This is a genomic window from Mycobacterium sp. P2_H7 (assembly GCF_056403275.1).
The window spans coordinates 1-19,906 of sequence record NZ_JBFUFU010000004.1 but is presented as its reverse complement, the minus strand read 5'-3'; the positions used below and the strand labels follow the sequence as shown (position 1 = coordinate 19,906).

21 protein-coding genes and 1 rRNA gene are annotated in these 19,906 nt (G+C 67.5%); 4 read left to right on the top strand and 18 right to left on the bottom strand.

Annotated elements, in window-relative coordinates:
- The 3 genes from scpB to AC1DY7_RS04400 are packed head-to-tail and all read right to left on the bottom strand — an operon-like array spanning window position 1 to window position 2,440.
- The gene (gene scpB / locus AC1DY7_RS04410; RefSeq protein ID WP_477492446.1) at window positions 1-750 is read right to left on the bottom strand and encodes an SMC-Scp complex subunit ScpB; all 750 of its coding nucleotides are present in this window, start codon (window positions 748-750) and stop codon (window positions 1-3) included.
- On the bottom strand, window positions 750-1,562 hold the full coding sequence (locus tag AC1DY7_RS04405; protein ID WP_477492445.1) for a segregation/condensation protein A: 813 nt from the start codon (window positions 1,560-1,562) through the stop codon (window positions 750-752). The genes scpB and AC1DY7_RS04405 overlap by 1 nt, the downstream gene beginning before the upstream one ends.
- The gene (locus AC1DY7_RS04400; protein ID WP_477492444.1) at window positions 1,559-2,440 is read right to left on the bottom strand and encodes a ParA family protein; all 882 of its coding nucleotides are present in this window, start codon (window positions 2,438-2,440) and stop codon (window positions 1,559-1,561) included. Before AC1DY7_RS04400 ends, AC1DY7_RS04405 begins: the two co-directional genes overlap by 4 nt.
- Window positions 2,441-2,528: 88 nt before the next feature.
- Here AC1DY7_RS04400 and AC1DY7_RS04395 point away from each other — a divergent pair, with 88 nt between their 5' ends.
- Window positions 2,529-3,281, top strand: a complete 753-nt coding sequence (locus AC1DY7_RS04395; protein ID WP_477492443.1) for an O-methyltransferase — start codon at window positions 2,529-2,531, stop codon at window positions 3,279-3,281.
- On the opposite strand, the gene AC1DY7_RS04390 is transcribed toward AC1DY7_RS04395, so the two are convergent.
- Both AC1DY7_RS04390 and msrA read right to left on the bottom strand, forming a co-directional pair.
- On the bottom strand, window positions 3,272-4,942 hold the full coding sequence (locus AC1DY7_RS04390; RefSeq protein ID WP_477492442.1) for a cytochrome c biogenesis protein CcdA: 1,671 nt from the start codon (window positions 4,940-4,942) through the stop codon (window positions 3,272-3,274). The genes AC1DY7_RS04395 and AC1DY7_RS04390 overlap by 10 nt on opposite strands.
- 8 nt (window positions 4,943-4,950) lie before the next feature.
- Window positions 4,951-5,667: a peptide-methionine (S)-S-oxide reductase MsrA gene (gene msrA / locus AC1DY7_RS04385; protein WP_477492441.1), complete on the bottom strand. Its 717-nt coding sequence runs from the start codon at window positions 5,665-5,667 to the stop codon at window positions 4,951-4,953.
- A 199-nt stretch (window positions 5,668-5,866) separates the two neighbouring features.
- Between msrA and msrB the strand changes: the two genes are divergently transcribed.
- Entirely contained in the window at window positions 5,867-6,367 is a 501-nt protein-coding gene (gene msrB / locus AC1DY7_RS04380; protein WP_477492440.1) for a peptide-methionine (R)-S-oxide reductase MsrB, read from the top strand.
- A 19-nt stretch (window positions 6,368-6,386) separates the two neighbouring features.
- Here msrB and xerD read toward each other — a convergent pair whose 3' ends face one another.
- The 6 genes from xerD to AC1DY7_RS04350 all read right to left on the bottom strand — a co-directional run bounded on the left by xerD (window position 6,387) and on the right by AC1DY7_RS04350 (window position 12,594).
- On the bottom strand, window positions 6,387-7,334 hold the full coding sequence (xerD, locus tag AC1DY7_RS04375) for a site-specific tyrosine recombinase XerD (RefSeq protein WP_477492439.1): 948 nt from the start codon (window positions 7,332-7,334) through the stop codon (window positions 6,387-6,389).
- Window positions 7,331-7,951, bottom strand: coding sequence for an NUDIX domain-containing protein (locus tag AC1DY7_RS04370; RefSeq protein ID WP_477492438.1), 621 nt, complete (start codon window positions 7,949-7,951; stop codon window positions 7,331-7,333). Before AC1DY7_RS04370 ends, xerD begins: the two co-directional genes overlap by 4 nt.
- Entirely contained in the window at window positions 7,944-9,692 is a 1,749-nt protein-coding gene (locus tag AC1DY7_RS04365) for a CTP synthase (protein WP_477492437.1), read from the bottom strand. Before AC1DY7_RS04365 ends, AC1DY7_RS04370 begins: the two co-directional genes overlap by 8 nt.
- Window positions 9,693-9,826: 134 nt before the next feature.
- On the bottom strand, window positions 9,827-10,759 hold the full coding sequence (locus AC1DY7_RS04360) for a copper transporter (protein WP_477492436.1): 933 nt from the start codon (window positions 10,757-10,759) through the stop codon (window positions 9,827-9,829).
- 31 nt (window positions 10,760-10,790) lie between these two features.
- Entirely contained in the window at window positions 10,791-11,975 is a 1,185-nt protein-coding gene (gene steA, locus AC1DY7_RS04355; protein ID WP_477492435.1) for a putative cytokinetic ring protein SteA, read from the bottom strand.
- A gap of 100 nt (window positions 11,976-12,075) precedes the next feature.
- A complete protein-coding gene (locus AC1DY7_RS04350; RefSeq protein WP_477492434.1) occupies window positions 12,076-12,594 on the bottom strand; it encodes a CGNR zinc finger domain-containing protein in 519 nt (172 codons plus the stop codon).
- Window positions 12,595-12,713: 119 nt separating this feature from the next.
- Between AC1DY7_RS04350 and AC1DY7_RS04345 the strand changes: the two genes are divergently transcribed.
- Together AC1DY7_RS04345 and AC1DY7_RS04340 are read left to right on the top strand one after the other, a co-directional pair.
- Entirely contained in the window at window positions 12,714-13,163 is a 450-nt protein-coding gene (locus AC1DY7_RS04345) for a VOC family protein (RefSeq protein WP_477492433.1), read from the top strand.
- A 50-nt stretch (window positions 13,164-13,213) separates the two neighbouring features.
- Window positions 13,214-14,053, top strand: coding sequence for a pyridoxamine 5'-phosphate oxidase family protein (locus tag AC1DY7_RS04340; RefSeq protein ID WP_477492432.1), 840 nt, complete (start codon window positions 13,214-13,216; stop codon window positions 14,051-14,053).
- Window positions 14,054-14,056: 3 nt separating this feature from the next.
- Here AC1DY7_RS04340 and recN read toward each other — a convergent pair whose 3' ends face one another.
- From recN to rrf, 7 genes are all read right to left on the bottom strand, one after another.
- Entirely contained in the window at window positions 14,057-15,811 is a 1,755-nt protein-coding gene (gene recN / locus AC1DY7_RS04335) for a DNA repair protein RecN (protein ID WP_477492699.1), read from the bottom strand.
- Complete coding sequence (locus AC1DY7_RS04330) at window positions 15,811-16,734, bottom strand: NAD kinase (RefSeq protein ID WP_477492431.1); 924 nt, start codon at window positions 16,732-16,734, stop codon at window positions 15,811-15,813. The genes recN and AC1DY7_RS04330 overlap by 1 nt, the downstream gene beginning before the upstream one ends.
- Window positions 16,731-17,537, bottom strand: coding sequence for a TlyA family RNA methyltransferase (locus AC1DY7_RS04325; protein WP_477492430.1), 807 nt, complete (start codon window positions 17,535-17,537; stop codon window positions 16,731-16,733). The genes AC1DY7_RS04330 and AC1DY7_RS04325 overlap by 4 nt, the downstream gene beginning before the upstream one ends.
- Window positions 17,538-17,541: 4 nt before the next feature.
- A complete protein-coding gene (locus tag AC1DY7_RS04320; protein ID WP_477492429.1) occupies window positions 17,542-17,745 on the bottom strand; it encodes a hypothetical protein in 204 nt (67 codons plus the stop codon).
- Window positions 17,746-17,772: 27 nt separating this feature from the next.
- Window positions 17,773-18,774, bottom strand: coding sequence for an HAD-IIA family hydrolase (locus AC1DY7_RS04315; protein ID WP_477492428.1), 1,002 nt, complete (start codon window positions 18,772-18,774; stop codon window positions 17,773-17,775).
- Between the two features lies 1 nt (window position 18,775).
- Window positions 18,776-19,600: a tetratricopeptide repeat protein gene (locus AC1DY7_RS04310; protein ID WP_477492427.1), complete on the bottom strand. Its 825-nt coding sequence runs from the start codon at window positions 19,598-19,600 to the stop codon at window positions 18,776-18,778.
- A gap of 160 nt (window positions 19,601-19,760) precedes the next feature.
- Window positions 19,761-19,873: ribosomal RNA gene (rrf, locus tag AC1DY7_RS04305) — 5S ribosomal RNA — on the bottom strand.
- Window positions 19,874-19,906 lie beyond the last annotated feature (33 nt).

Here is a 19,906-nt window from a genome sequence, read left to right as displayed (position 1 = left end):
TCAGTCCTTGTCCACATCAATGGCCGGTGGCGCTTGAGGCGCCGGTCCGGCCGCATTCAACTTCGCGAATCTCGGCTCACTGCTGAGGTTTTCGCTCAGATCATCGATCACATCGATATTGGGCAGCAGCGGCGCGATATCGGGCAGGTCGGTCAGCGACGACAACCCGAGACGCTCCAGGAACAGCTCGGTGGTGGCGAAAGTCACTGCCCCACTGTCGCCGTCCGTGCCCGCCTCGATGATCAAGCCGCGCGCCAACAAGGTGCGCATCACCGCGTCGACGTTGACCCCGCGCACCGCACTCACCCGCGCCCGCGTCACAGGTTGCCGGTACGCCACCACCGCCAGCGTCTCCAGCGCCGCACGAGTCAGTTTGGAGCGCGCGCCGTCGAGCAGCAGCCGCTCCACATACGGGGCGTAGCGGGCGCGGGTGTACATCCGCCATCCGCCACCGGATTCGCGCAGGTCGATCCCGCTGTCCCTGGCGGCCAAGTCCGCGGCCAGCTGTCGCAGCAGCGCCTCGATCCGTTCGGCGGACTGCTCCACCGTGGCGGCCAGCACGTCCACCGGCACCGGAGCGTCCACCACCAGTACCAGCGCTTCGAGCACCGCGAGCAGTTCGGTGTCGTCGAGTTCGAGCAGTTCCAGAGGCTGCGATTCCGGCTCGACCTCGGTGTCGTGTGCAGACTCGTCGGCGACCTCGGTGCCCAGATCGACACGTGGCTGCGTGTCGGTCATGTCGTCGGTCATCAATCTTCTTCCACTGCGGCGGCGAGGTGTTCGTTGGTAGGCCGATCTCCGGTCCACGAAACTTGGAGCACACCAAGCGCTTCTGGTTGCTCGAATGTTACCGCCCTGGCACGGTAGAGCTCTAATAACGCCAGGAAGCTGCCGACGATCTCCATCACGTCGCAGCCGCTGACCAGCTCGCCGAAGGACGACCACCCGCCGATCCCCCGCGTCTCCAGCAGCCCCATCAGCCGCATCGCCTGCTCGGGCACCGACACCGACTGCACATGCAGGTGGTCCAGCCGCACCGTCGGCACGGGCCGCGGGGTGAACGCCGACGCCGCGATCTCGGCGAACCGCATCGCGTCGACACCCAGCGTGACCTCGGGTAACAGCTCTTCGAAGCGCGCCTCCAGGGCCACCGAGCGCGGATAGCTGCGGAGCGCCGCAGCCTCCAACTCGGCGAACATCTCGGCGACATGCTTGAACGCCCGGTACTGCAGCAGCCGCGCGAACAACAGGTCGCGCACCTCCAGCAGCGCCAGATCGTCTTCGTCCTGCACCTCACCGGCGGGCAGCAGCCGGGCCGCCTTGAGGTCCAGCAGTGTGGCAGCAATCACCAGGAACGCGGTGGTCTCATCGAGCTCGAGCTGGCGGCCGATGTCCTTGGTGTAGGCGATGAAGTCGTCGGTCACCTGGTGCAGTGCGACCTCGGTCACGTCCATCCGGTGGGCGAAGATGAGCTGCAGCAGTAGGTCGAACGGACCCTCGAAATTGCTCAGCCGGACTCGGAAACCCGTTTGCGCGGTGGCCGGCTCGGGTTCGGCAGTCACACGCCGAACCGGTAGATGACCTCGCGAGCCAACGCCCGGTATGCCTGGGCGCCACCGGATTTCGGCGCCCACGACGTGATGGGTTCACCGGCGACGCTGGTCTCGGGGAACCGCACCGTCCGGGTGATGACGGTGTCGAAGACGAGATCGCCGAAGCGTTCGACCACCCGGGCCATCACTTCGCGCGCGTTCACGGTGCGGGGGTCATACCTGGTAACCAGGATGCCGCTGATGTCGAGTTTGGGGTTGAGCCGGTCGCGCACCTTGTCCACGGTGTCGGTGAGCAGGGCGAGCCCGCGCAGGGAGAAGAACTCACACTCGGTCGGGATCACGACACCGTCGGCGCAGGCCAGACCGTTCACCGTGAGCAGGCCCAGCGACGGCTGGCAGTCGATCAGCACGTAGTCGTAGCGGTCGAGCACCGGATACAGCGCACGGGCCAGCGACTGCTCGCGGCCCACCTCGTTGACCAGCTGGATCTCCGCTGCAGACAGGTCGATATTGCTGGGCACCAGGTCCAGGCCGCTGACCCGGGTCTTGATGATCACCTGGTCGATGGACACCCGCGGCTCGATCAGCAGGTTGTGCACGGTGTGGTCCAGCTCGTAGTGCGGCACACCCAGCCCGGCCGACAGCGCACCCTGCGGATCCAGGTCCACCAGCAGCACCCGGCGGCCGTATTCGGCCAGGCTGGCGCCCAGATTGATGGTCGAGGTGGTCTTGCCGACGCCGCCCTTCTGGTTGCACATCGCGATCACCTTGGCGGGACCGTGACTGCTGAGCGCGGCGGGTTCGGGAATCTCACGGGGCGGGCGTCCGGTCAGACCCACTTCTGGCTGGGGTTCGATACCGAGATGGAGGCTGCCGTCGTCGCTCATCCGGCCCCTTCCTCCATGGCGAACATCGCAGCGAGTCTAGCCGTGGTCACAGCCCTGACACGGCAGACCCGCTGGGTAAGGTCACGATATGGGTCTCACACGGCGTGCCCCCTTTCTGCGCTGGTCCTTCCTGCGGTTGGCGTGGGGCGCCCGCAACATCAGCAGGACCGGTCAGATCGGCGACGGACGCGAGGCCGCGGCGGCCGACTACGTCCTGCGTGAGTCCCGGCGCGGCGATATCGACGACGTGCTGGCCACCATCGACCGGTTCGCCTACGAGCAGTCCTTCCTCATCAACGTCGGTGACGAAAAAGGCGTGCTGCTGGACGCCGCGGTACAGCGCGCCAACCCCGCGATCACGCTCGAGCTGGGCACCTACTGCGGCTACAGCGCGCTGCGCATCGCCCGCGCCGCCCCAGCGGCTCGGGTGTTCTCCGTCGAGTTGTCGGCGGCCAATGCCGACATCGCCCGTCGGATCTGGGCCCACGCCGGCGTCGCGGACCGGCTGACCTGCGTCGTCGGCACCCTCGGCGACGGCGGCACCACGTTGGACGCCCTGGGTTTCGCACCGGGCGCCCTGGACTTCGTCTTCATCGACCACGACAAGAGCGCCTACCTGACCGACCTGCAGAGCATCATGGACCGCGGCTGGCTGCACTCCGGATCGATCGTGGTGGCCGACAACGTCAGGTTGCCGGGCGCGCCGAAGTACCGCGCCTATATGAAGAAGCAGCAGGGCGCGCTCTGGCAGACCGTCGAACATCCCACCCACGCCGAATACCAGACGCTCCTGCCGGATCTGGTGCTCGAGTCGACGTACCGTGGCACCGATCAGCCGTAGGTGAGCGAGTACGCCTGCAATCCACGGGACACCGCGATGTCGACGCGTCCCGCCCCACCGGTGTCGCTGGTGACGATCTGCCGCATGTTCGGCGGCCCCGCCACGGGTATGCGGGTGGTCTGGCCGTCACGGGTCACCGTGAGGGTTCCGGTCCCGCCGACCACCAGGTAGACGTCGCGCGCGTGGTAGTTCAGCGCGATGGCATCGTCGTCGCCGTCGGCGGTGGCCGATTGCCGGTCCAGTGTCCATGCACCGTGCAGCGCGAACGAGTCCTCCGAGAGCTCGGGCGGATAGTCGAAGTTCGCCCGACCTGGGACATAGGCCCCGGACCCTTCATAGTTCGACGCGTTGTCCGCCCCGAGGTAGGTCTCGGGAGTCAGCATCGACGTCGGCGTGGTGTCGGGGGCGTCCACGCCGGCCGGTAGCGCGGCCTTCGCATCGGCCCGCGAAAGCAGTTGGCGGATCAGCTTTTCGGTCACGTCGTAGTCGCCTTCGCCGAATTTGACGTGCCGCACGACACCGTCGGCGTCGATCAGGTAGTGCGCCGGCCAATACTTGTTCCGGAAGTTGGTCCAGGTGGTGAAGTCATTGTCCAGCGCAATCGGATAGGTGATCTTCAGATCGGCAGCGGCGCCGGCCACATTGCCCTTGTCATGCTCGAAGGCGTACTCGGGCGTCTGGACGCCGATGACCTCCAGCCCCTTGTCGTGATAGGCGTTGTACCAGCCGACGACGTGCGGGATGCTGCGTTGGCAGTTGATGCACGAGTAGGCCCAGAAATCGATGAGAACCACCTTGCCCCGCAACGACTTCAGATCGATGGGCGCACCGCCCGGGGTATTCAGCCACGCAGTGATGCCACCGATGCCCGGCACGTGACCACAGCTCTGCAGTTCGGTTGAGCCGTCGGTGCACCCGGACAGGTCGGCGTTGGCATCGTCCACCTGGTTGCTGAGCTCCAGCTGCCTGCCGACATTGTCTCCACCCACCGTATTCTGCAGCGCCGCAGTGTAATCCGGTATCGACCGTTGCAAGGCTGCGGGCACATCGAACACCAGCGCCACTGCCAACAGGATGGCGACCGCACCGGAGACCATCCGGATCTCGCGCTGACGGCGCCGGAACGCCTGCACCCGCTCGACGATCCGGCGGCCGGCGAGCGCGAACACCAACAACGGGGCGGCTGCACCAACGGCGAAGGACAGTGTCAGTGCGACCGTCGGCCAGCCGATCTGACCGGTCGCCCCGGCCAGCACGATGGCGGCCAGGACCGGACCTGCGCACGGGACGTAGAGCACGCCCAGCGCCAGACCCAGGCCGAATCCCCCACTGCCCACCGCGAATTGCTTCTGTGGCAGTTTCGCGAACGGCCGCTCCAGCAGCGCCTCGACGCGCGGGAAGATCAGCCCGAGGCCGATCGCCGTCAGCGCGATCAGCCCCACCCAGCGGATGACACCCTGCGGCAGGTGCAGCAGGGACAGCAACGCGGAGCCGACCAGCGTGACCAGGCTGAAGCTGAGAACCAACCCCGCGATCACCAGGTAGGGCCGGCGGGCACCCTGGGCACCCGAGAGCAGAACCACCGGAAGTACCGGCAGGATGCACGGCGAGATTCCGGTGATCAGCCCGCCCACCAGACCGATACCGATCAAGGTCACCATCGCGTCGTTCAACCCTTCGCCAACACGGGCTGCTCACTGTAGAGCGCCGGGTACTGACGCTTCAGCTGGGCCAGTTTGGGCATGTCGTTGACGGCGATGTAAGAGTTCGTCGGGTTCGCGTCCATGTAGTCCTGGTGATAATCCTCGGCCGGATAGAAGGTGCGCCCACCTTCCACGGTGGTCGCGATCGCCGCCGGAAACACCTGGGCCGCACCGAGTTGCGAGATGTAGGCAGCGGCGACGCGCGCCTGATCGTCACTCTGCGGGAAGATCGCCGACCGGTACTGCGTACCTGTGTCTGGTCCCTGCCTGTTGATCTCGGTCGGATCATGCACCACCGAGAAGAAGATCTGCAGCAGGGTTCCATAGGTGACCCGGTTGGGGTCATAGGAGATCTGGACCGACTCGGCATGTCCGGTGCCGCCGCCACTCACCTCGTCGTAGTGAGCGCTCTGCTCATCGCCTCCGGTGTATCCAGCCACCACCCGCGTCACGCCCTTGACGTGTTCGAACACTCCTTGCACACCCCAGAAGCAGCCACCGGCGAAGACCGCAGTCGTCGTCGTGTTCGCCGTGGCACTCTCGTCGACGACGGCCGTGGGGACGTTCGTCGCGGTGCCGGTGGCGCCGGCCGACGACGTCAGGCCGGCGCACCCTGTGGTCAGCACACCCAGCGCGACGGCCGCCAGGGCCAGTCGGGTGGATGTCGAACGTGATGTGCGCACGTGTTCTCCTGGTGATCGCAGCCGATTCGGCGTGATACCAACCAGGCTAACCGGCAGAAGGCCGCCAAAATCTTACGAAAGCATGTCGTCGCACTGATGACCGAAGTCTGACATCGAGGGCCCACCGCGTGACCCGGACCGTTTTCGGGGTTACCGTGGAAGTCACTCAAAGATGCTGTCAATCAAAGGTGTTGGTGTCATGTTGATGACCCGAAGGCGCTTCGTCATCGCCGGAAGCGCGCTGACGTTGTCGGCCGTCGCCGGCACCGCCTGCGCCCACTCCACCGCGTCTCCGGCCCGCTCCGAGGACTTCGCCGTCACCCACACGGAAGCGGAGTGGCGACAGCTGCTGAGCGCCAGCCAGTTCGATGTGCTCCGCAACGAAGGCACCGAGGCGCCCTACAGCAGCCCGCTCAACGATGAACACCGGCGCGGCACCTTCCAGTGCGCAGGCTGCGCGGCACCGTTGTTCAGTTCGGACACCAAGTTCGACAGCGGAACCGGCTGGCCGAGTTTCTGGAAGGCGCTCGACGGCGCGGTCCTCGAGCATTCGGACGCCAGCATGGGCATGATGCGCACCGAGGTGTCATGCCACCGGTGCGGGGGCCACCTCGGGCACGTGTTCGACGACGGCCCGGAGCCGACCAACCTGCGCTACTGCATGAACGGTGTCGCCATGACCTTCGCGCCACAGTCCTGACACCGAATTCAGGTGCGGCCTACACGGCCCGCGGGTGCGCCCCGGCCCACACCTCGCGCAGCGCGTTGACCGTCACCAGCGTGTAGATCTGGGTGGTCGTCACCGATGAGTGGCCGAGCAGTTCCTGCACGACGCGGACGTCCGCCCCGCCCTCGAGCAGATGGGTGGCGAACGAGTGCCGCATGGTGTGCGGGGACACCGCGGCCGTGACACCGGCATGTTCGGCGGCGTCTTGGAGCACCTGCCAGGCGCTCTGCCTCGACAACCGGCCACCGCGGGCGTTGAGGAATATCGCCGGGGTGCCCTTGCCGCGGCGCGCCATGTCGGGCCGGGCCCGCACCAGGTAGGTGTCCAGCGCCGCGACCGCCGGGCGCCCGATCGGCACCAGCCGCTGCTTACCGCCTTTACCCCGCAGCAGCACCGACCGCGACGTGGTGTCGATATCGTCGAGGTCCAGCCCGACGGCCTCCGAGATGCGGGCGCCGGTCGAGTAGAGCACCTCCAGCAGCGCACGGTTGCGCAGGCTCAAGGGCCCGTCGGAGTCCCGGTCGCCGCCGGCGGACTCCAGCAGCGCCACCACTTCGTCGACGGTCAGACTCTTGGGCAGCCGGCGTGACGGGGTGGCCGGCTTCACCTCGCGGGCGACGTCGACCTCGAGGACACCTTCGGCGGTCAGGAATTTGTGCAGACCGCGCACGGCGACCAGCGCCCGTGCGGCCGAGACCGCCGACAGCGCCACCACCCCGTTGTCGGGGTCGCCCTTGCGCAGCGCGACGAGGAAGTCGCTGACATCAGTCTCGGAGGTGTCGCGCAGGTCGGCGATGGCGCGCTCGGTGAGGTGTTCGGTGTAGCGGCGCAGGTCGCGCCGGTAGGAGCTGATGGTGTTGGCTGCCACTCCGCGTTCGATCACCAGATGGTCCAGATACCCCCGGATCTGATGTTCGAGCGCGCCGACAGCCGTGGTCACGGGTGGCCTTGCCGGGCGGCGAACGCGCGGGGCCGATCCGGCCACGGCGCGTCCACCGAACGCAGCGCGGACCGGTCAGGCATCGTATGAGCGGCCAGAATCCCGGCCACCGCAAGCGAATTGACGATCTCGCCGTCGAACACCCGCTGCACGGCGGTGGCCAGCGGGACCCATTCCAGCTGCAGGTCGGCCTCTTCGTCGTGCGCCTCGGGGCGGGCCACCTCGGTCAGTCCGGTGGCCAGGAAGATGCGCACACTCTCGTCGCTGAAGCCCGGGGTGGAATCGACGTCGACCAGTACGGCCCAGGATTGCGCGGTCAGCCCCGCCTCTTCCTCCAACTCGCGGGCGGCGGTGAGCGCCGGCGGCTCGCCACCGAGGTCGAGCAAGCCGGCGGGTAGTTCCCACAACCGTCGCCCGATGGGGTGGCGGTACTGGTAGACCAGCGCGACGTTGTCCTGTTCGTCGAGCGCGACGACGGCCACCGCGCCGTAGTGCTCCACCACCTCGCGGCGTGCGGACGTCCCGCCGGGCATCTGCACCTCGTCGGCGCGCAACGCGAAAATCTTTCCGACGTAGAGGGTTTTCGATTCGAGGGTGTCGAACCGGTGTTCAGCCACGGTGTGCGGGTTCGGTGAGCGTTTCGGCGTCGGTCCCGTTGGCCCGGGCACGCGTCAGTTCTTCCAGGGGAAGCCGCTCGCCTGCCTTGTACTGCAGCGCCGCGCCGATGAACGCGGCGAACAGCGGGTGCGGCCGGGTGGGACGGCTCTTGAGCTCTGGGTGAGCCTGCGTGCCGACCAGGAACGGGTGCACCTCACGGTCGTATTCGACGAACTCCACCAGGTGTCCGTCCGGGGACGTGCCGGAGAACTTGAGGCCGCTCTCGGCGATGCGGTCCCGGTAGGCGTTGTTGACCTCGTAGCGGTGCCGGTGCCGCTCGGACACCTCGGTGGCATCGTAGGCCTGCGCCACGATCGAACCCGCCTGCAGCACCGCCGGATACGCGCCCAGGCGCATGGTGCCGCCCAGGTCGGCCTCACCGGCGACCGCGTCGAGCTGATCGGCCATCGTCGAGATCACCGGATCCGGGGTCTCCGGGTCGAATTCGGAGGAACTGGCGTCGGTCAACCCGATCGACCTGGCCGCCTCGATGACGATGCACTGCAGCCCCAGGCACAGGCCGAGCACCGGCACGCCGCGCTTGCGGGCGTAGCGGATGGCGCCGAGCTTGCCGTCGATCCCGCGGATGCCGAACCCGCCGGGGATCAGCACCCCGTGCACGTCGTCGAGTGCGGCGATCGAACCGGCCTCGGTCTCGCAGTCGTCGGAGGCGACCCAGCGGATCTCCACCTTGGACCGGTGCGCGAATCCGCCGGCGCGTAGCGCCTCGGCCACCGACAGGTACGCGTCGGACAGGTCGATGTACTTGCCCACCAACGCGATCCGCACGGTCTCCTGCGGTTCGTGCACGCGCTGCAGCAGGTCGTTCCACTGCGTCCAGTCGACGTCGCGGAACGGCAGGTTCAGCCGGCGCACCACGTAGGCGTCGAGTTCCTCGCGGTGCAGCACCTTGGGGATGTCATAGATCGACGGGGCGTCCGGGGTGGAGATGACGCCGTCGATGTCGACGTCGCACATCAGCGCGATCTTGTTCTTCAGCGGCTCGGGCACTTCGCGGTCGCAGCGCAGGATGAGGGCGTCCGGGGAGATACCGATGCTGCGCAGCGCGGCGACGGAGTGCTGGGTGGGCTTGGTCTTGAGTTCACCCGAGGGCTTGAGGAACGGGACCAGCGACACGTGCAGGAAGAAGCAGTTGTCGCGGCCGACCTCGTGGCGCACTTGGCGGGCGGCCTCCAGGAAGGGCAGCGATTCGATGTCTCCGACGGTGCCACCGATCTCGGTGATGACGATGTCGGGGCGGTTGCCCTTGGCGTCGGGCGCGGCCATCGCCAGGATGCGGCGCTTGATCTCGTCGGTGATGTGCGGGATGACCTGGACGGTGTCGCCGAGGTATTCGCCGCGCCGCTCCTTGGCGATCACCGTCGAGTACACCTGGCCGGTGGTGACGTTCGCCGACCCGGACAGGTCGCGATCCAGGAACCGCTCGTAGTGACCGACGTCGAGGTCGGTTTCGGCGCCGTCCTCGGTGACGAACACCTCGCCGTGCTGGAACGGGTTCATGGTGCCCGGGTCCACGTTGAGGTAAGGGTCGAGCTTCTGCATGGTCACCTGCAAACCGCGCGCGGTGAGCAGCTGCCCGAGGCTACTGGCCGTCAGGCCTTTTCCGAGTGAAGACGCCACACCACCGCTGACGAAGAGGTGTTTTGTCGCGGTCTGCGGGTGCTTGCGTAACGATGGCAAGAACAACCTCCGTGGCGATGGGGCAAGGTAACTGACTGCTACCTGGGGCCTGCCGACCCACGGAATCTCACCTTAACACCGACTCCGACAAGCTGTCGCTGGCGCGCCGATGGTCTCCGTCACTGCGGGGAGGATTACTGCGGGACGGTCACGGACGCGGCGCCTTGGCCGATCCCGAACTGCCCGGGCTTGCCGCCCCGGATCAGGTCGGCCAGCGCGAGCACACTGGTGATCCGTCCCGACTCGGCGTTGACGTCGTCGACTGTGGTCACCGCCGAGGACAGCGCCGCATCGGATCGGGTCACCGCGACCGCCGCGGTGCCCGTCGCCGACCCGTCGCGGCCGGCGAGCACGGTGCCCGCCCCGTGGGGTGCCAGTCCGGCGGCGAACCGGGCCACCGTGGCGCCCCGGTTGCCTGCGTCGTCGCCGAGGTTGCCGCCGGTGACGATGACCGCGGTGTTGGCGGCGCCGATGTGCTGGGCGTCGTAAGAGATGAATCCGGTCTCACGCAGGGCGGCCAGCACGGTGTCGCGTTGGTCCTCCACCACCGCGGGATCCTTGCCCGACAACAGCGCGATGCCGAGCAGGTCGCCGGCTTGGGAGCCCTGGTCCACCGACTTGGTGGACAGTTGGCGGCCCGCCGGCAGGATCGGTGAATTGACCACCGACAGCAGCTTTTCCGACGAGTTCGCGTCGACGAACTGCGGGGTCAGCGAGATGGCTCCGGTCACGGTGGCCCCGCTCTGGGTGGCCAGCCGGGTCACCGCGTCGACGTCGTCGTCCGCGGCGTCCGGGGTACGGAAGATCACCACCGACTTGCCGCCGAGGCTGTCCCGCAGGATCCTGGGCGCCATGAGGTTGTCGAATTCACCCGCAGCACTGAGCTTTTCGTTCAGCGCATTCTTGTCATCGGTCAGGGTGTTGATCTGATTGTGCAGGTCGGCCTTGTCCTTGCGCAGCCCGGACAACACGGTGTCCGACAGCAGACCCGATCCCAGCACGACACCGATCGCCAGGGCAAGGAACACCGCGGCAAGCGAAATCGCATGCGAGCGAAGTGAAATCATGCAACACCCCTCGAGTTTGAGGTCAGGACTACTAGCTGACCAAGCCCTGGACCCAGATCAGGAAGCGGTTCCAGTAGTCCGCCACCCAATCCAGCACGACCGCGTCGGTACGTGACACCCACAGCGCGACGATGACCGCGATCAGCATGGCCAGCACCAGCAGGGCGATGGCGCCACCGGAGATCCGGCTGCGGTACAGCGTGGCCACGGCCTTGGCGTCGACCAGCTTCTCGCCCACTTTGAGTCGAGTCAGGAAGGTCGACGGGTTGCTCTGCTGCCGGGTGCGGTCGAAGAACTCCTCGATGGTGGCGCTGTGACCTGCGGTGACGATCAGCGCGGCGCCGTGGTGGTGGCACAGCAACAGGGCCAGGTCAGCGGCCGAACCGGCGGCCGGGAACGTCATGGCACCGACGCCGAGGTCCTGGATGCGCTCCAGGCCGGGCGCGTGGCCGTCGGCATCGGCGGGCAGCACCACCTGCGCGCCGCAGCGCAGCGCGTCGCTGCTGATGACACCGGGGTCGCCGACGATGAGCTGCGGCCGGTAACCGGCCTTGCGCAGCACATCGGTGCCGGCGCCGACACCGACCAGCACCGGCTGATACTCCTTGATGAACGGCTTGAGGGCCTTGAGATCCTCAGCGGCCGAAGGGCCTTCGGCGACGACGACCACATGCCTGCGGTCCATGTCGATATCGATGTCGGGGATGCCCATCCCGTCGATCAGCAGCGGGCTCTCACTGCGGATGAACTCGATGGTGTTGCCCGCGAACGCTTCCAGGTGGGCGACCAGTCCGCTCTTGGCTTCCACCATGAGCTCGTGGATCTCCAGGTCGTTGCGTTCGGTGCCGTGCGCGATCCTGCGGTCACCGACGTACACACCGCCGTTGTTGACGCGGACCCTGGCGCCGTCCTTGACCTTCTTGAAGACCTCGTCGCCCGTCTCGTCGATCAGGACGATGCCGTTGGCCACCAACACTTCCGGACCCAGATTGGGATAGCGGCCGGAGATCGACGGCGAGGCGTTGACGACGGCGGACACCCCCGACTCGACGAGTGCGTCGGCGGTGATCCGGTCAAGATCCAGGGCGTCGAGGACGACAACGTCGCCCGGCCCCACGCGGCGCAGCAGACGGTCGATGTCGCGATCAACGCGGGCGGTACCGATGACGCCCGGCTTTGAGCTGGCATTACGCGATAGCAGCGCTGACATCTTCATGGGGCGATTCTGTCGGCCAACCCTCAAGTTGAGGTGGAGGCGCGCCGTAACACCAGCCCCACAAGTTTTCTTTTGTCACATCTGCAACATCAGAAACATCTCAATCGCGTTTCGCGTAGTGCCGGGCGGCCTTCGCGCGGTTGCCGCAGGTGGTCATCGAATGCCAGCGTCGGGTGCCGTTTTTCGACGTGTCGTGAAACCAGAGAATGCAGTGCGGATGGGCGCACTGCTTGATCCGTTGCGGCGATTCGGCCAGCAGGCCCAACAGATTGTCCGCGGCCAGCCAGCCGGCCAGCCACTGCGACTCCGCGACATCCGGCAGCTCTACCGGTCCCGCATCGGCCAGCCGGCGCCGAATGCGTCCGTGCTCGAGAACGTCGTTCAATTCGTCGGCCACGCCGTCGGCGACCACCCGCAGAATCGCTTGTCGGGCAGCCAGCAGCGCGTCGAGGGACCCCTCGTCGGCATCACACCGGTCGGCGAGTTCGTTGGCCTGCAACCAGCAGCGCAATCCCGCCGTGTCCGACAGCAGATCTTGCGGACCGTCGGCCGACGCCCACCGGGTGTTCAGCAGGTCCAGCGCAAGGGGTTCCCCGAGGTGCGGGCGTGGATCACGCATACCTGAGATTAACCACCCCTCTGTCGCTAACCACCGAATACGGTTTAGACGGTTGACAGCGACGCATCTCCATCATAACCTTTGAACATAATTTTGATGGTTATAGATGGAGGATGGACATGGCGATTGCAACCACCCCCGGGCACGTCGGGCTCAATGTCACCGACCTGGAACGCTCGGTGGCGTTCTACCGGCGGGCATTCGGCTTCGAACAACTCGGCAGCAACACCGAAGGCGATCAGCGGTACGCCTTCCTGGGATCTGACGGCACCCTGCGGCTGACCCTGTGGGAGCAGAGCGACGGCACCTTCTCCACGCAAACACCGGGCCTGCACCACCTTTCGTTCCAGGTGGACGACCTCGACCAGGTCAGAACGGTCGAGGCGGTACTGAAGGAACTCGGCGCGTCGTTCGCACATGACGGTATCGTCGCGCACGGCGAGGGCGCCTCCTCCGGCGGCATCTTCTTCAGCGAACCCGACGGGATCCGGCTGGAGGTGTACGCGCCGAGCGGCGCCGAAGCCGAGCCGGCGCCCAGCGGCTCGGCACCCACCTGCGGATTCTTCTGAGCCGCAACGTGACTCTCTACCACCCGGGCGAAATTTCGGTACAGCGCCGCATGGGACAAAGCCAGATCGCCGCGCGCGTCGGCAGGATGGTGCGCGCAGAGATTCCGGACGCTGCCGCGGATTTTCTGACCCAGCAACCGATGGTGGTGCTCAGCTCGGCCGACGAGGCCGGACAAATGTGGGCCGGCCTGATCACCGGTCCCCCTGGCTTCGTCCACGCCGAGGATGCGCGGACCATCGTGATCGAGGCCCTACCCGCTCCCGGCGATCCGCTCGGCGAGATCCTGACACGACCGCACCGGATCGGCATGATCGCCGTCGAACCGGCGACCCGGCGCCGGATGCGGGTGAACGGGACGGCCGAGCCGATCGACGGCGGCCTGCGCGTCCACACCGATCAGGTGTATTCGAACTGCCCGAAGTACATCTCGCGCAGGCACATCGAGGAGGTCCATGACGGGCAGCCCGCGGTGCGCCGGGCGGTGCAGATCGCCGCACGCACCCGGGAACTCATCACCGCGGCCGACACCTTCTTCATCGGTTCCGCCGACACCCAGGGCAACGCCGACGCCTCGCACCGGGGGGGCAATCCCGGCTTCCTGCAGGTGATCTCGCCCAACCGGCTGCGCTGGCCCGATTATCGAGGCAACTCGATGTTCATGACGCTGGGCAATATCGAGACCAATCCGAACTGCGGATTGTTGATCCCCGACTGGCACACCGGCTCGACCCTTCAGCTCACCGGCACCGCCCGGATCGACTGGGAACACGAGGGCACCGTCGGCGCGCAGTGCTCCATCGACTTCACCGTGTCCGAGCTGGTCGAACTGACCGAGGCGAACCCGCTGCGCTGGGGCACGGCCGAGCTGTCCCCCGCCAACCCGGCCTGACCGTCACGGGCTGGTGCGCTCCTGCTGCGCGGCGTCGAGCAGCTCCCGCGCATGCGCCCGACCGGTGTCGGTGTCACCCAGACCTGCCAGCATCCGGGCCAGTTCGGCCACCCGATCGTCTTCTTCCAGGCGCACCACCCGGCTGGACTTGGGTCCGCTCTCGACCACCAGATGAGTGTCGGCGTAGGCGGCGACCTGTGGCAGGTGGGTGACGACGATGACTTGATGGGTGCGGGCCAGCCGCGCCAAACGCCGGCCGATCTGCACCGCGGCCCGCCCGCCGACGCCGGCGTCGACCTCATCGAACACCATCGTTGTGCCCGCCGCCGAGGCCGCCAGCACCACCTCCAGCGACAGCATCACCCGGGACAGTTCACCGCCGGACGCACTCTTGGCCAGCGGCAGCAGATCGGTGCCGCGGTGCGCGGCGAACCCGAACTCCACGGCGTCGGCGCCGTCGTGACCGGCGTGCACGACGGTGCCGTCGGGCAGCGTGAAAGGCGCGGAATCATCGGCGCGCGCCGGCAGCGCCGACACGGTGATACCGAAATCGGCACCAGTCATAGCCAGCCCGGCAAGTTCAGCGGTGACGGCCTTCGCCAGCCCTTTGGCGGCCTTGGTGCGGGCTTTGGTGAGATCGGCTGCCACCACGATCAGGCGGGCGTGCAGTTCGTCGACCCGCGCCCGCAGACCCGAGAGCGCCTCCTCTGAGACGTCGAGTTGTTCCAACCGTTCCCGCGATTCCTTTGCCCAGGCGAGCACCCCGTCGATATCGGCGGCATATTTACGTGTCAGCCCGCGCAATTCGGCCTGGCGCGTGAGTTTGCTCTCCAGAGTGCTTGCATCGCTGGGCAAGTCGGCGACGTAGCCGCCCAACTCGGTGGAGACATCACCGATGACCGCGACGGCCTCGCCGAGTCGCTCCCCGAGCGCCTGCAACACGGCGTCGTCGGTGCCCTGCAGGGCGGCCTTGGCCTGGGCGACCGCACCGGCGGCCGAGACGGACTCCCCGCCGTCGTCATCGGGGGCACCGGCCAGCGCGGCCCGCGCCCCGGCGGCCGCCTCGCGCAGCGCGTCCAGTTCGGAGAGCCGACGGATATCGACGACCAGCGCATCGTCTTCGCCTGGTTGTGGCGCCACCTCGTCGATCTCACCGAGGCCGAAGGTCAGCCGGTCCGATTCCAGTGCCAGCTCGCGTGCCCGTTGGGTGCGGTCGGTCAGATCTCGCCGGGCCGACAGCCACTCTTCGCGCACGGCACGGTATTTGGCCAGCGGGGTACTGACATCGGCGAACCGGTCCAGCGCGCCGCGCTGCTCGTCTGGGCGCATCAGTCGCAGCTGATCGTTCTGGCCGTGCAGGGCCAGCAGTTCGTTGGTGAACGTGCTCAGCGATTTCGCCGGCACACTGCGCCCGCCCAGATAGGCCCGCGACGGGCCTTCGCGGCTGACCGACCGTGCGGCGATGACGCTGTCGTCGTCGTCGCGTTCGGCGCCGGAAGAATCGAGGATCTCGTCGATCCGTCCGATCACCTCGGTCTGCACGTCGACGGTGCTGAACCGCCCCTCGACCACCGCACGCGGCGACCCGGTGCGCACCCGATTGGCATCGGCGCGGGCACCGCCGAGCAGATGCAACCCGGTGACCACCATGGTTTTACCGGCACCGGTCTCACCGGTGAGCACCGTCAGGCCCCGGTCGAATTCGGCGGTCGCGGTGCTGATCGCACCCAACGACTCGATACGGATCTCGGAGAGCACTACTGGCCGCGCCATCCGGTGACGGGCAGGCGGAACTTGCGCACCAGCCGGTCGGTGAACGGGGCGCTGTCCAGGCGGATCCACTTCAACGAGGTGCCGCAGCGCGTCACCTCAACCCGCGCACCCGCAGGCACCACCATCTCGCGGCGGCCATCACAGAACACCATCGCGTCGTGTCCCCCACCTTCCACTTCGATGGCGATCGCGGAGTCCGGGCTGGTGACCATGGGCCGCGCGAACAATGCATGAGCATTGTTGGGCACCACCAAGATTGCTTCCAGCTCCGGCCACAGGATGGGCCCGCCCGCCGAGAAGGCGTAGGCGGTGGACCCGGTCGGTGTCGACACCAGCACCCCGTCGCAGCCGAACGAGGACACCGGGCGGCCGTCGACCTCGAGCACGACGCCGAGCACCCCGAGCCGCGGCCCCTTCTCCAGGCTGGCCTCGTTGAGTGCCCAACCACGTTCCCGGATCTCGCCGCCTTCGCGCACCACGATGTCCAGGGTCATCCGGTTCTCCACGCGGTAATCGCGGTTGATCACGTGTTCCAGGACCATGTCGAGCACTTCGGTCTCGGCCTCGGCAAGAAATCCGATGCGGCCCAGATTGACGCCCAGCACCGGGATCTCGACGTTTCGGGCCAGCTCGGCAGCACGCAGGAAGGTGCCGTCACCGCCGAGAGCGAGCACCACCTCGCACCCTTCGGCCGCGCGCTCGTCGGGGTCGACCACCTCGATGTCGATCCCCAGGGCGCGCATGTCCTCGGGGTTGAGGTGCAGCGCACCGCGATCGACGGCCTCGGCGGTCAGGACCCGCAGCCCGATGCCGTGGTCACCCAGCACCTTCTCGACCCGGCGAGCGGTCTCGGTGGCTTCATCGCGGCCGGTGTGGACGACCACCAAAACAGTGCGTTCGCAGGTCATTGCGGCCCTTCATCAATGGCACGCGCGACCGCGCGCTCGAGATCGTCACCCTCCAACGGGTGGTCCGTGGTCGCCCGCAAGCGCAGGAAGAATTCGACATTGCCCGACGGACCCGGGAGTGGACTCGCTGTCACATCAACGGTGTGCCAACGTAATTCGGCGGCGCGGCGGGCGACTCCGAGCACGGCGTCCGCGCGCAGCGCGGGGTCGGACACCACGCCGCCTGCGCCCACCCGATCCTTGCCTACCTCGAACTGCGGTTTCACCATCGGCACGATATCGGCGTCGGCGGAGGCGCAGGCGGTCAGCGCGGGAAGGACGGTGTTCAACGAGATGAACGACAGATCGGCCACCACCAGGTCGACGACGCCGCCGATGATCTCGGGGGTCAGTTCGCGCACATTCGTGCGCTCCAACACGCTGACCCGGTCATCGGAGCGCAACGGCCACGCCAGCTGCCCATAACCGACATCGGCCGCGACGACGTGCGCGGCGTCGCGGTCCAGCAGGACTTCGGTGAAACCGCCCGTCGATGCGCCCGCATCCAGGCAGCGGCGGCCCTGCACCGGCACGCCGAACGCGTCGAGCGCCCCGATCAACTTGTGGGCCCCGCGGGACACCCAGGTCTTCTCGTCGGCGGCCACGGTGAGCGCGGCGTCCACCGACACCGCGGTGGCAGGTTTGACGGCCGGCATTCCGTCGATGCGTACCAAGCCGGCGCCGATCAGCTCGGCAGCCTGCTGGCGCGAACGGGCCAACCCGCGTCGCACCAGTTCGGCGTCCACTCGCGCCCGCCGCGTCATCGGCCTAGTGCTCCCGGATCGCTTCGCCCTGCAGTCGGCCAAGGCCCTCCACCGATTCCAGCGCGTGGACCAACAGCTCGTGGGCCTGTTCCAGGCGCACGGCGACAGCCTCGATATCGGCGGACTCGACGCCGGCGACACCCGGATCGGGGAGGTCGGCCAGCAACGCGGCGATATCGGAGCGGATCTGCTCGGGATCGGTACTCATGTCAAGAGATCACGCTAGTCGATCCGGTCAGCTGAGCAGCGACCAGCGTTGCAGTGCGGCACGGGCCGTGTCGTCGGCAGCGGTGACGTCCAGGGGGCCGTCCGCACCGACCGCCCACACCGTGTGCGCCACCGCACGCACGACGCTCAACGCATCGCCCGCATCCGCCCCGGTTGCACGCACGGTGACCACGGTAGCGTCGGCGTCCACCTGCCACGCGGGATGCGCAGCGATCCGCAGCGCGTCACCGTCGACGTGCAGGGATCGTAGGTCGGGCCCGACGAACACCGGCCGCTGATCGGCGACGGCGTGCACCATGTCGGCGGCCGTGTTGACGCCGGTGAGCACCATCAGGCTGGGTAGTCCCGCGGCATTCGCGCCTTCGATGTCGGTGTCGAGGCGGTCGCCGATGACCAGCGGCGTGCCGAACGTGCCGCGGGCCAAAGCGTCGTTGAGCAGTGTGGGGGCCGGCTTGCCTGCGACCTGTGGGTCCTGATCGGTGGCGGTCCGCAATGCGGCGACCATCGATCCGTTTCCGGGCAGCAGGCCCCGCTCGGACGGCAACGTCCGGTCGACGTTGGCGGCCACCCAGATGGCACCGGCCCGGATGGCCAGTGCGGCCTCGGCCAGATCGCTCCATCCGGTGGACGGCGAATGCCCCTGGACGACCGCGGCGGGATTCTCGTCGAAGGTGCGCACCGGCTGCAGGCCGACGGCGCTGATCTCGGCGGCCAGTGAGTCGGTGCCGACGATCAGCACCGACGATCCGGCAGGCAGCTGGGCGGCGAGGAGCCGGGCCGCGCTCTGGGCGCTGGTGACGACATCGTCCTCGCCGGCGGAGAATCCGAGTTCTTGCAGGTGCTGTGCGACCTCGGCGGCCGAGCGCGACGCGTTGTTGGTGACGTAGAGCGCCCGCGGGCCCACCGAGGCCAGGCTTTCGACCGCCCCGACGGTGGGTTCGTGACCGCGGAAGACGGTGCCGTCCAGATCCAGGAGCAGGCAGTCATGCTCCTGTAGGAGTGTCCCCATGTCAGGTCAGCTCGGTGAGTCGTTCTTCGGCGTCGGTGACACCGTCGACGTCGGCGGCCGCGGCGTGGATGAACGCCTGCACCGCGTCGTCGGTCCGGCCGAGTGCCACCAACGTCTCGGCGTAGGCGTAGAACAGCCGGGCGCCGGTCTGTCCGGTCCGCGTCGGGTCCAGCGGCGGGCTCGACAGCACGGCCAGCGCCTGCTCGTGCTGGCCGAGATCGGAACGGGCACCCGCGACGACGATGCGAAGCTCGTCGGCGTCGTCACCGGTGAGCTGGTCGGCTTCGGGTGTGCGGGCCAACTCGATCGCACGTTCGGGCCTGCCGACACCTCGTTCGCAATCCGCGATCAGCGGCAGCAGTGACGACTTGCTCCCCATTCGGCGGGCGGCGCGGAGTTCGGCCAGGGCTTGCGCCCAGTCGCCGCAGAAATACGCGGCAATCCCGACGGCTTCGCGGACGGCAGCGATACGGCCCGAGCGGGCACGGGCTGCTCGGGCATGCTCCAGTGCGGCCGCCGGGTCTTCGTCGAGAAGTTCGCCGGCTGCCACCAGATGCCGGGCCACCACGTCGGCGGTCGACTTGTCCAGGGTGATCAGCTCGGCACGGATCTCCGGGGAAAGCTGTTTGGCTTCGATCTCTTTCGGGATCGCCGGGCCGCTGGGCCGGTCACCGTCGCCGTCGTTCCGACGCGGTTGCTCGCCACGGCCTCTGCCAGGCCCGGACGTGCGCGGTGCGTTGGGACGGTCACGGGATCCTCGTTGCGGTCCGCCGTCGGTGCGGCGCGGACGCCGTTCACCGCTGCCATCCTGCCTGTCCTGCGCCACGCTGGGCCTTCCTCGTTGCTCGTTCGTACAGACAAAGGATAGCCGGGCGCCGGCGAATCCCGACAGTCGCGCGAATTCGGGGCCGATCTGTGCCGATAAAAATTCGGCTGGATAAATAGAATTACCCCCCACGTAATTGTGGGGGGTAATTCTAATGTGTGTTCGGCGGTGTCCTACTTTTCCACCCGAAAGGGTAGTATCATCGGCGCTGGTAGGCTTAGCTTCCGGGTTCGGGATGGGTCCGGGCGTTTCCCTGCCGCTATGGCCGCCGTAACTTTATTCACTCTTTTCTGAGTGCCCCCTGGT

What these genes read in the sequence shown, in the direction of transcription:
- scpB (WP_477492446.1), bottom strand. Translation starts at nt 750, where the DNA reads ATGACCGACGACATGACCGACACGCAGCCACGTGTCGATCTGGGCACC.
- AC1DY7_RS04350 (WP_477492434.1), bottom strand. Translation starts at nt 12,594, where the DNA reads ATGCGTGATCCACGCCCGCACCTCGGGGAACCCCTTGCGCTGGACCTG.
- steA (WP_477492435.1), bottom strand. Translation starts at nt 11,975, where the DNA reads ATGAAGATGTCAGCGCTGCTATCGCGTAATGCCAGCTCAAAGCCGGGC.
- AC1DY7_RS04315 (WP_477492428.1), bottom strand. Translation starts at nt 18,774, where the DNA reads ATGGGGACACTCCTACAGGAGCATGACTGCCTGCTCCTGGATCTGGAC.
- msrB (WP_477492440.1), top strand. Translation starts at nt 5,867, where the DNA reads ATGTTGATGACCCGAAGGCGCTTCGTCATCGCCGGAAGCGCGCTGACG.
- AC1DY7_RS04320 (WP_477492429.1), bottom strand. Translation starts at nt 17,745, where the DNA reads ATGAGTACCGATCCCGAGCAGATCCGCTCCGATATCGCCGCGTTGCTG.
- AC1DY7_RS04340 (WP_477492432.1), top strand. Translation starts at nt 13,214, where the DNA reads ATGGGACAAAGCCAGATCGCCGCGCGCGTCGGCAGGATGGTGCGCGCA.
- AC1DY7_RS04330 (WP_477492431.1), bottom strand. Translation starts at nt 16,734, where the DNA reads ATGACCTGCGAACGCACTGTTTTGGTGGTCGTCCACACCGGCCGCGAT.
- AC1DY7_RS04345 (WP_477492433.1), top strand. Translation starts at nt 12,714, where the DNA reads ATGGCGATTGCAACCACCCCCGGGCACGTCGGGCTCAATGTCACCGAC.
- AC1DY7_RS04390 (WP_477492442.1), bottom strand. Translation starts at nt 4,942, where the DNA reads ATGGTGACCTTGATCGGTATCGGTCTGGTGGGCGGGCTGATCACCGGA.
- AC1DY7_RS04325 (WP_477492430.1), bottom strand. Translation starts at nt 17,537, where the DNA reads ATGACGCGGCGGGCGCGAGTGGACGCCGAACTGGTGCGACGCGGGTTG.
- AC1DY7_RS04400 (WP_477492444.1), bottom strand. Translation starts at nt 2,440, where the DNA reads ATGAGCGACGACGGCAGCCTCCATCTCGGTATCGAACCCCAGCCAGAA.
- AC1DY7_RS04360 (WP_477492436.1), bottom strand. Translation starts at nt 10,759, where the DNA reads ATGATTTCACTTCGCTCGCATGCGATTTCGCTTGCCGCGGTGTTCCTT.
- AC1DY7_RS04395 (WP_477492443.1), top strand. Translation starts at nt 2,529, where the DNA reads ATGGGTCTCACACGGCGTGCCCCCTTTCTGCGCTGGTCCTTCCTGCGG.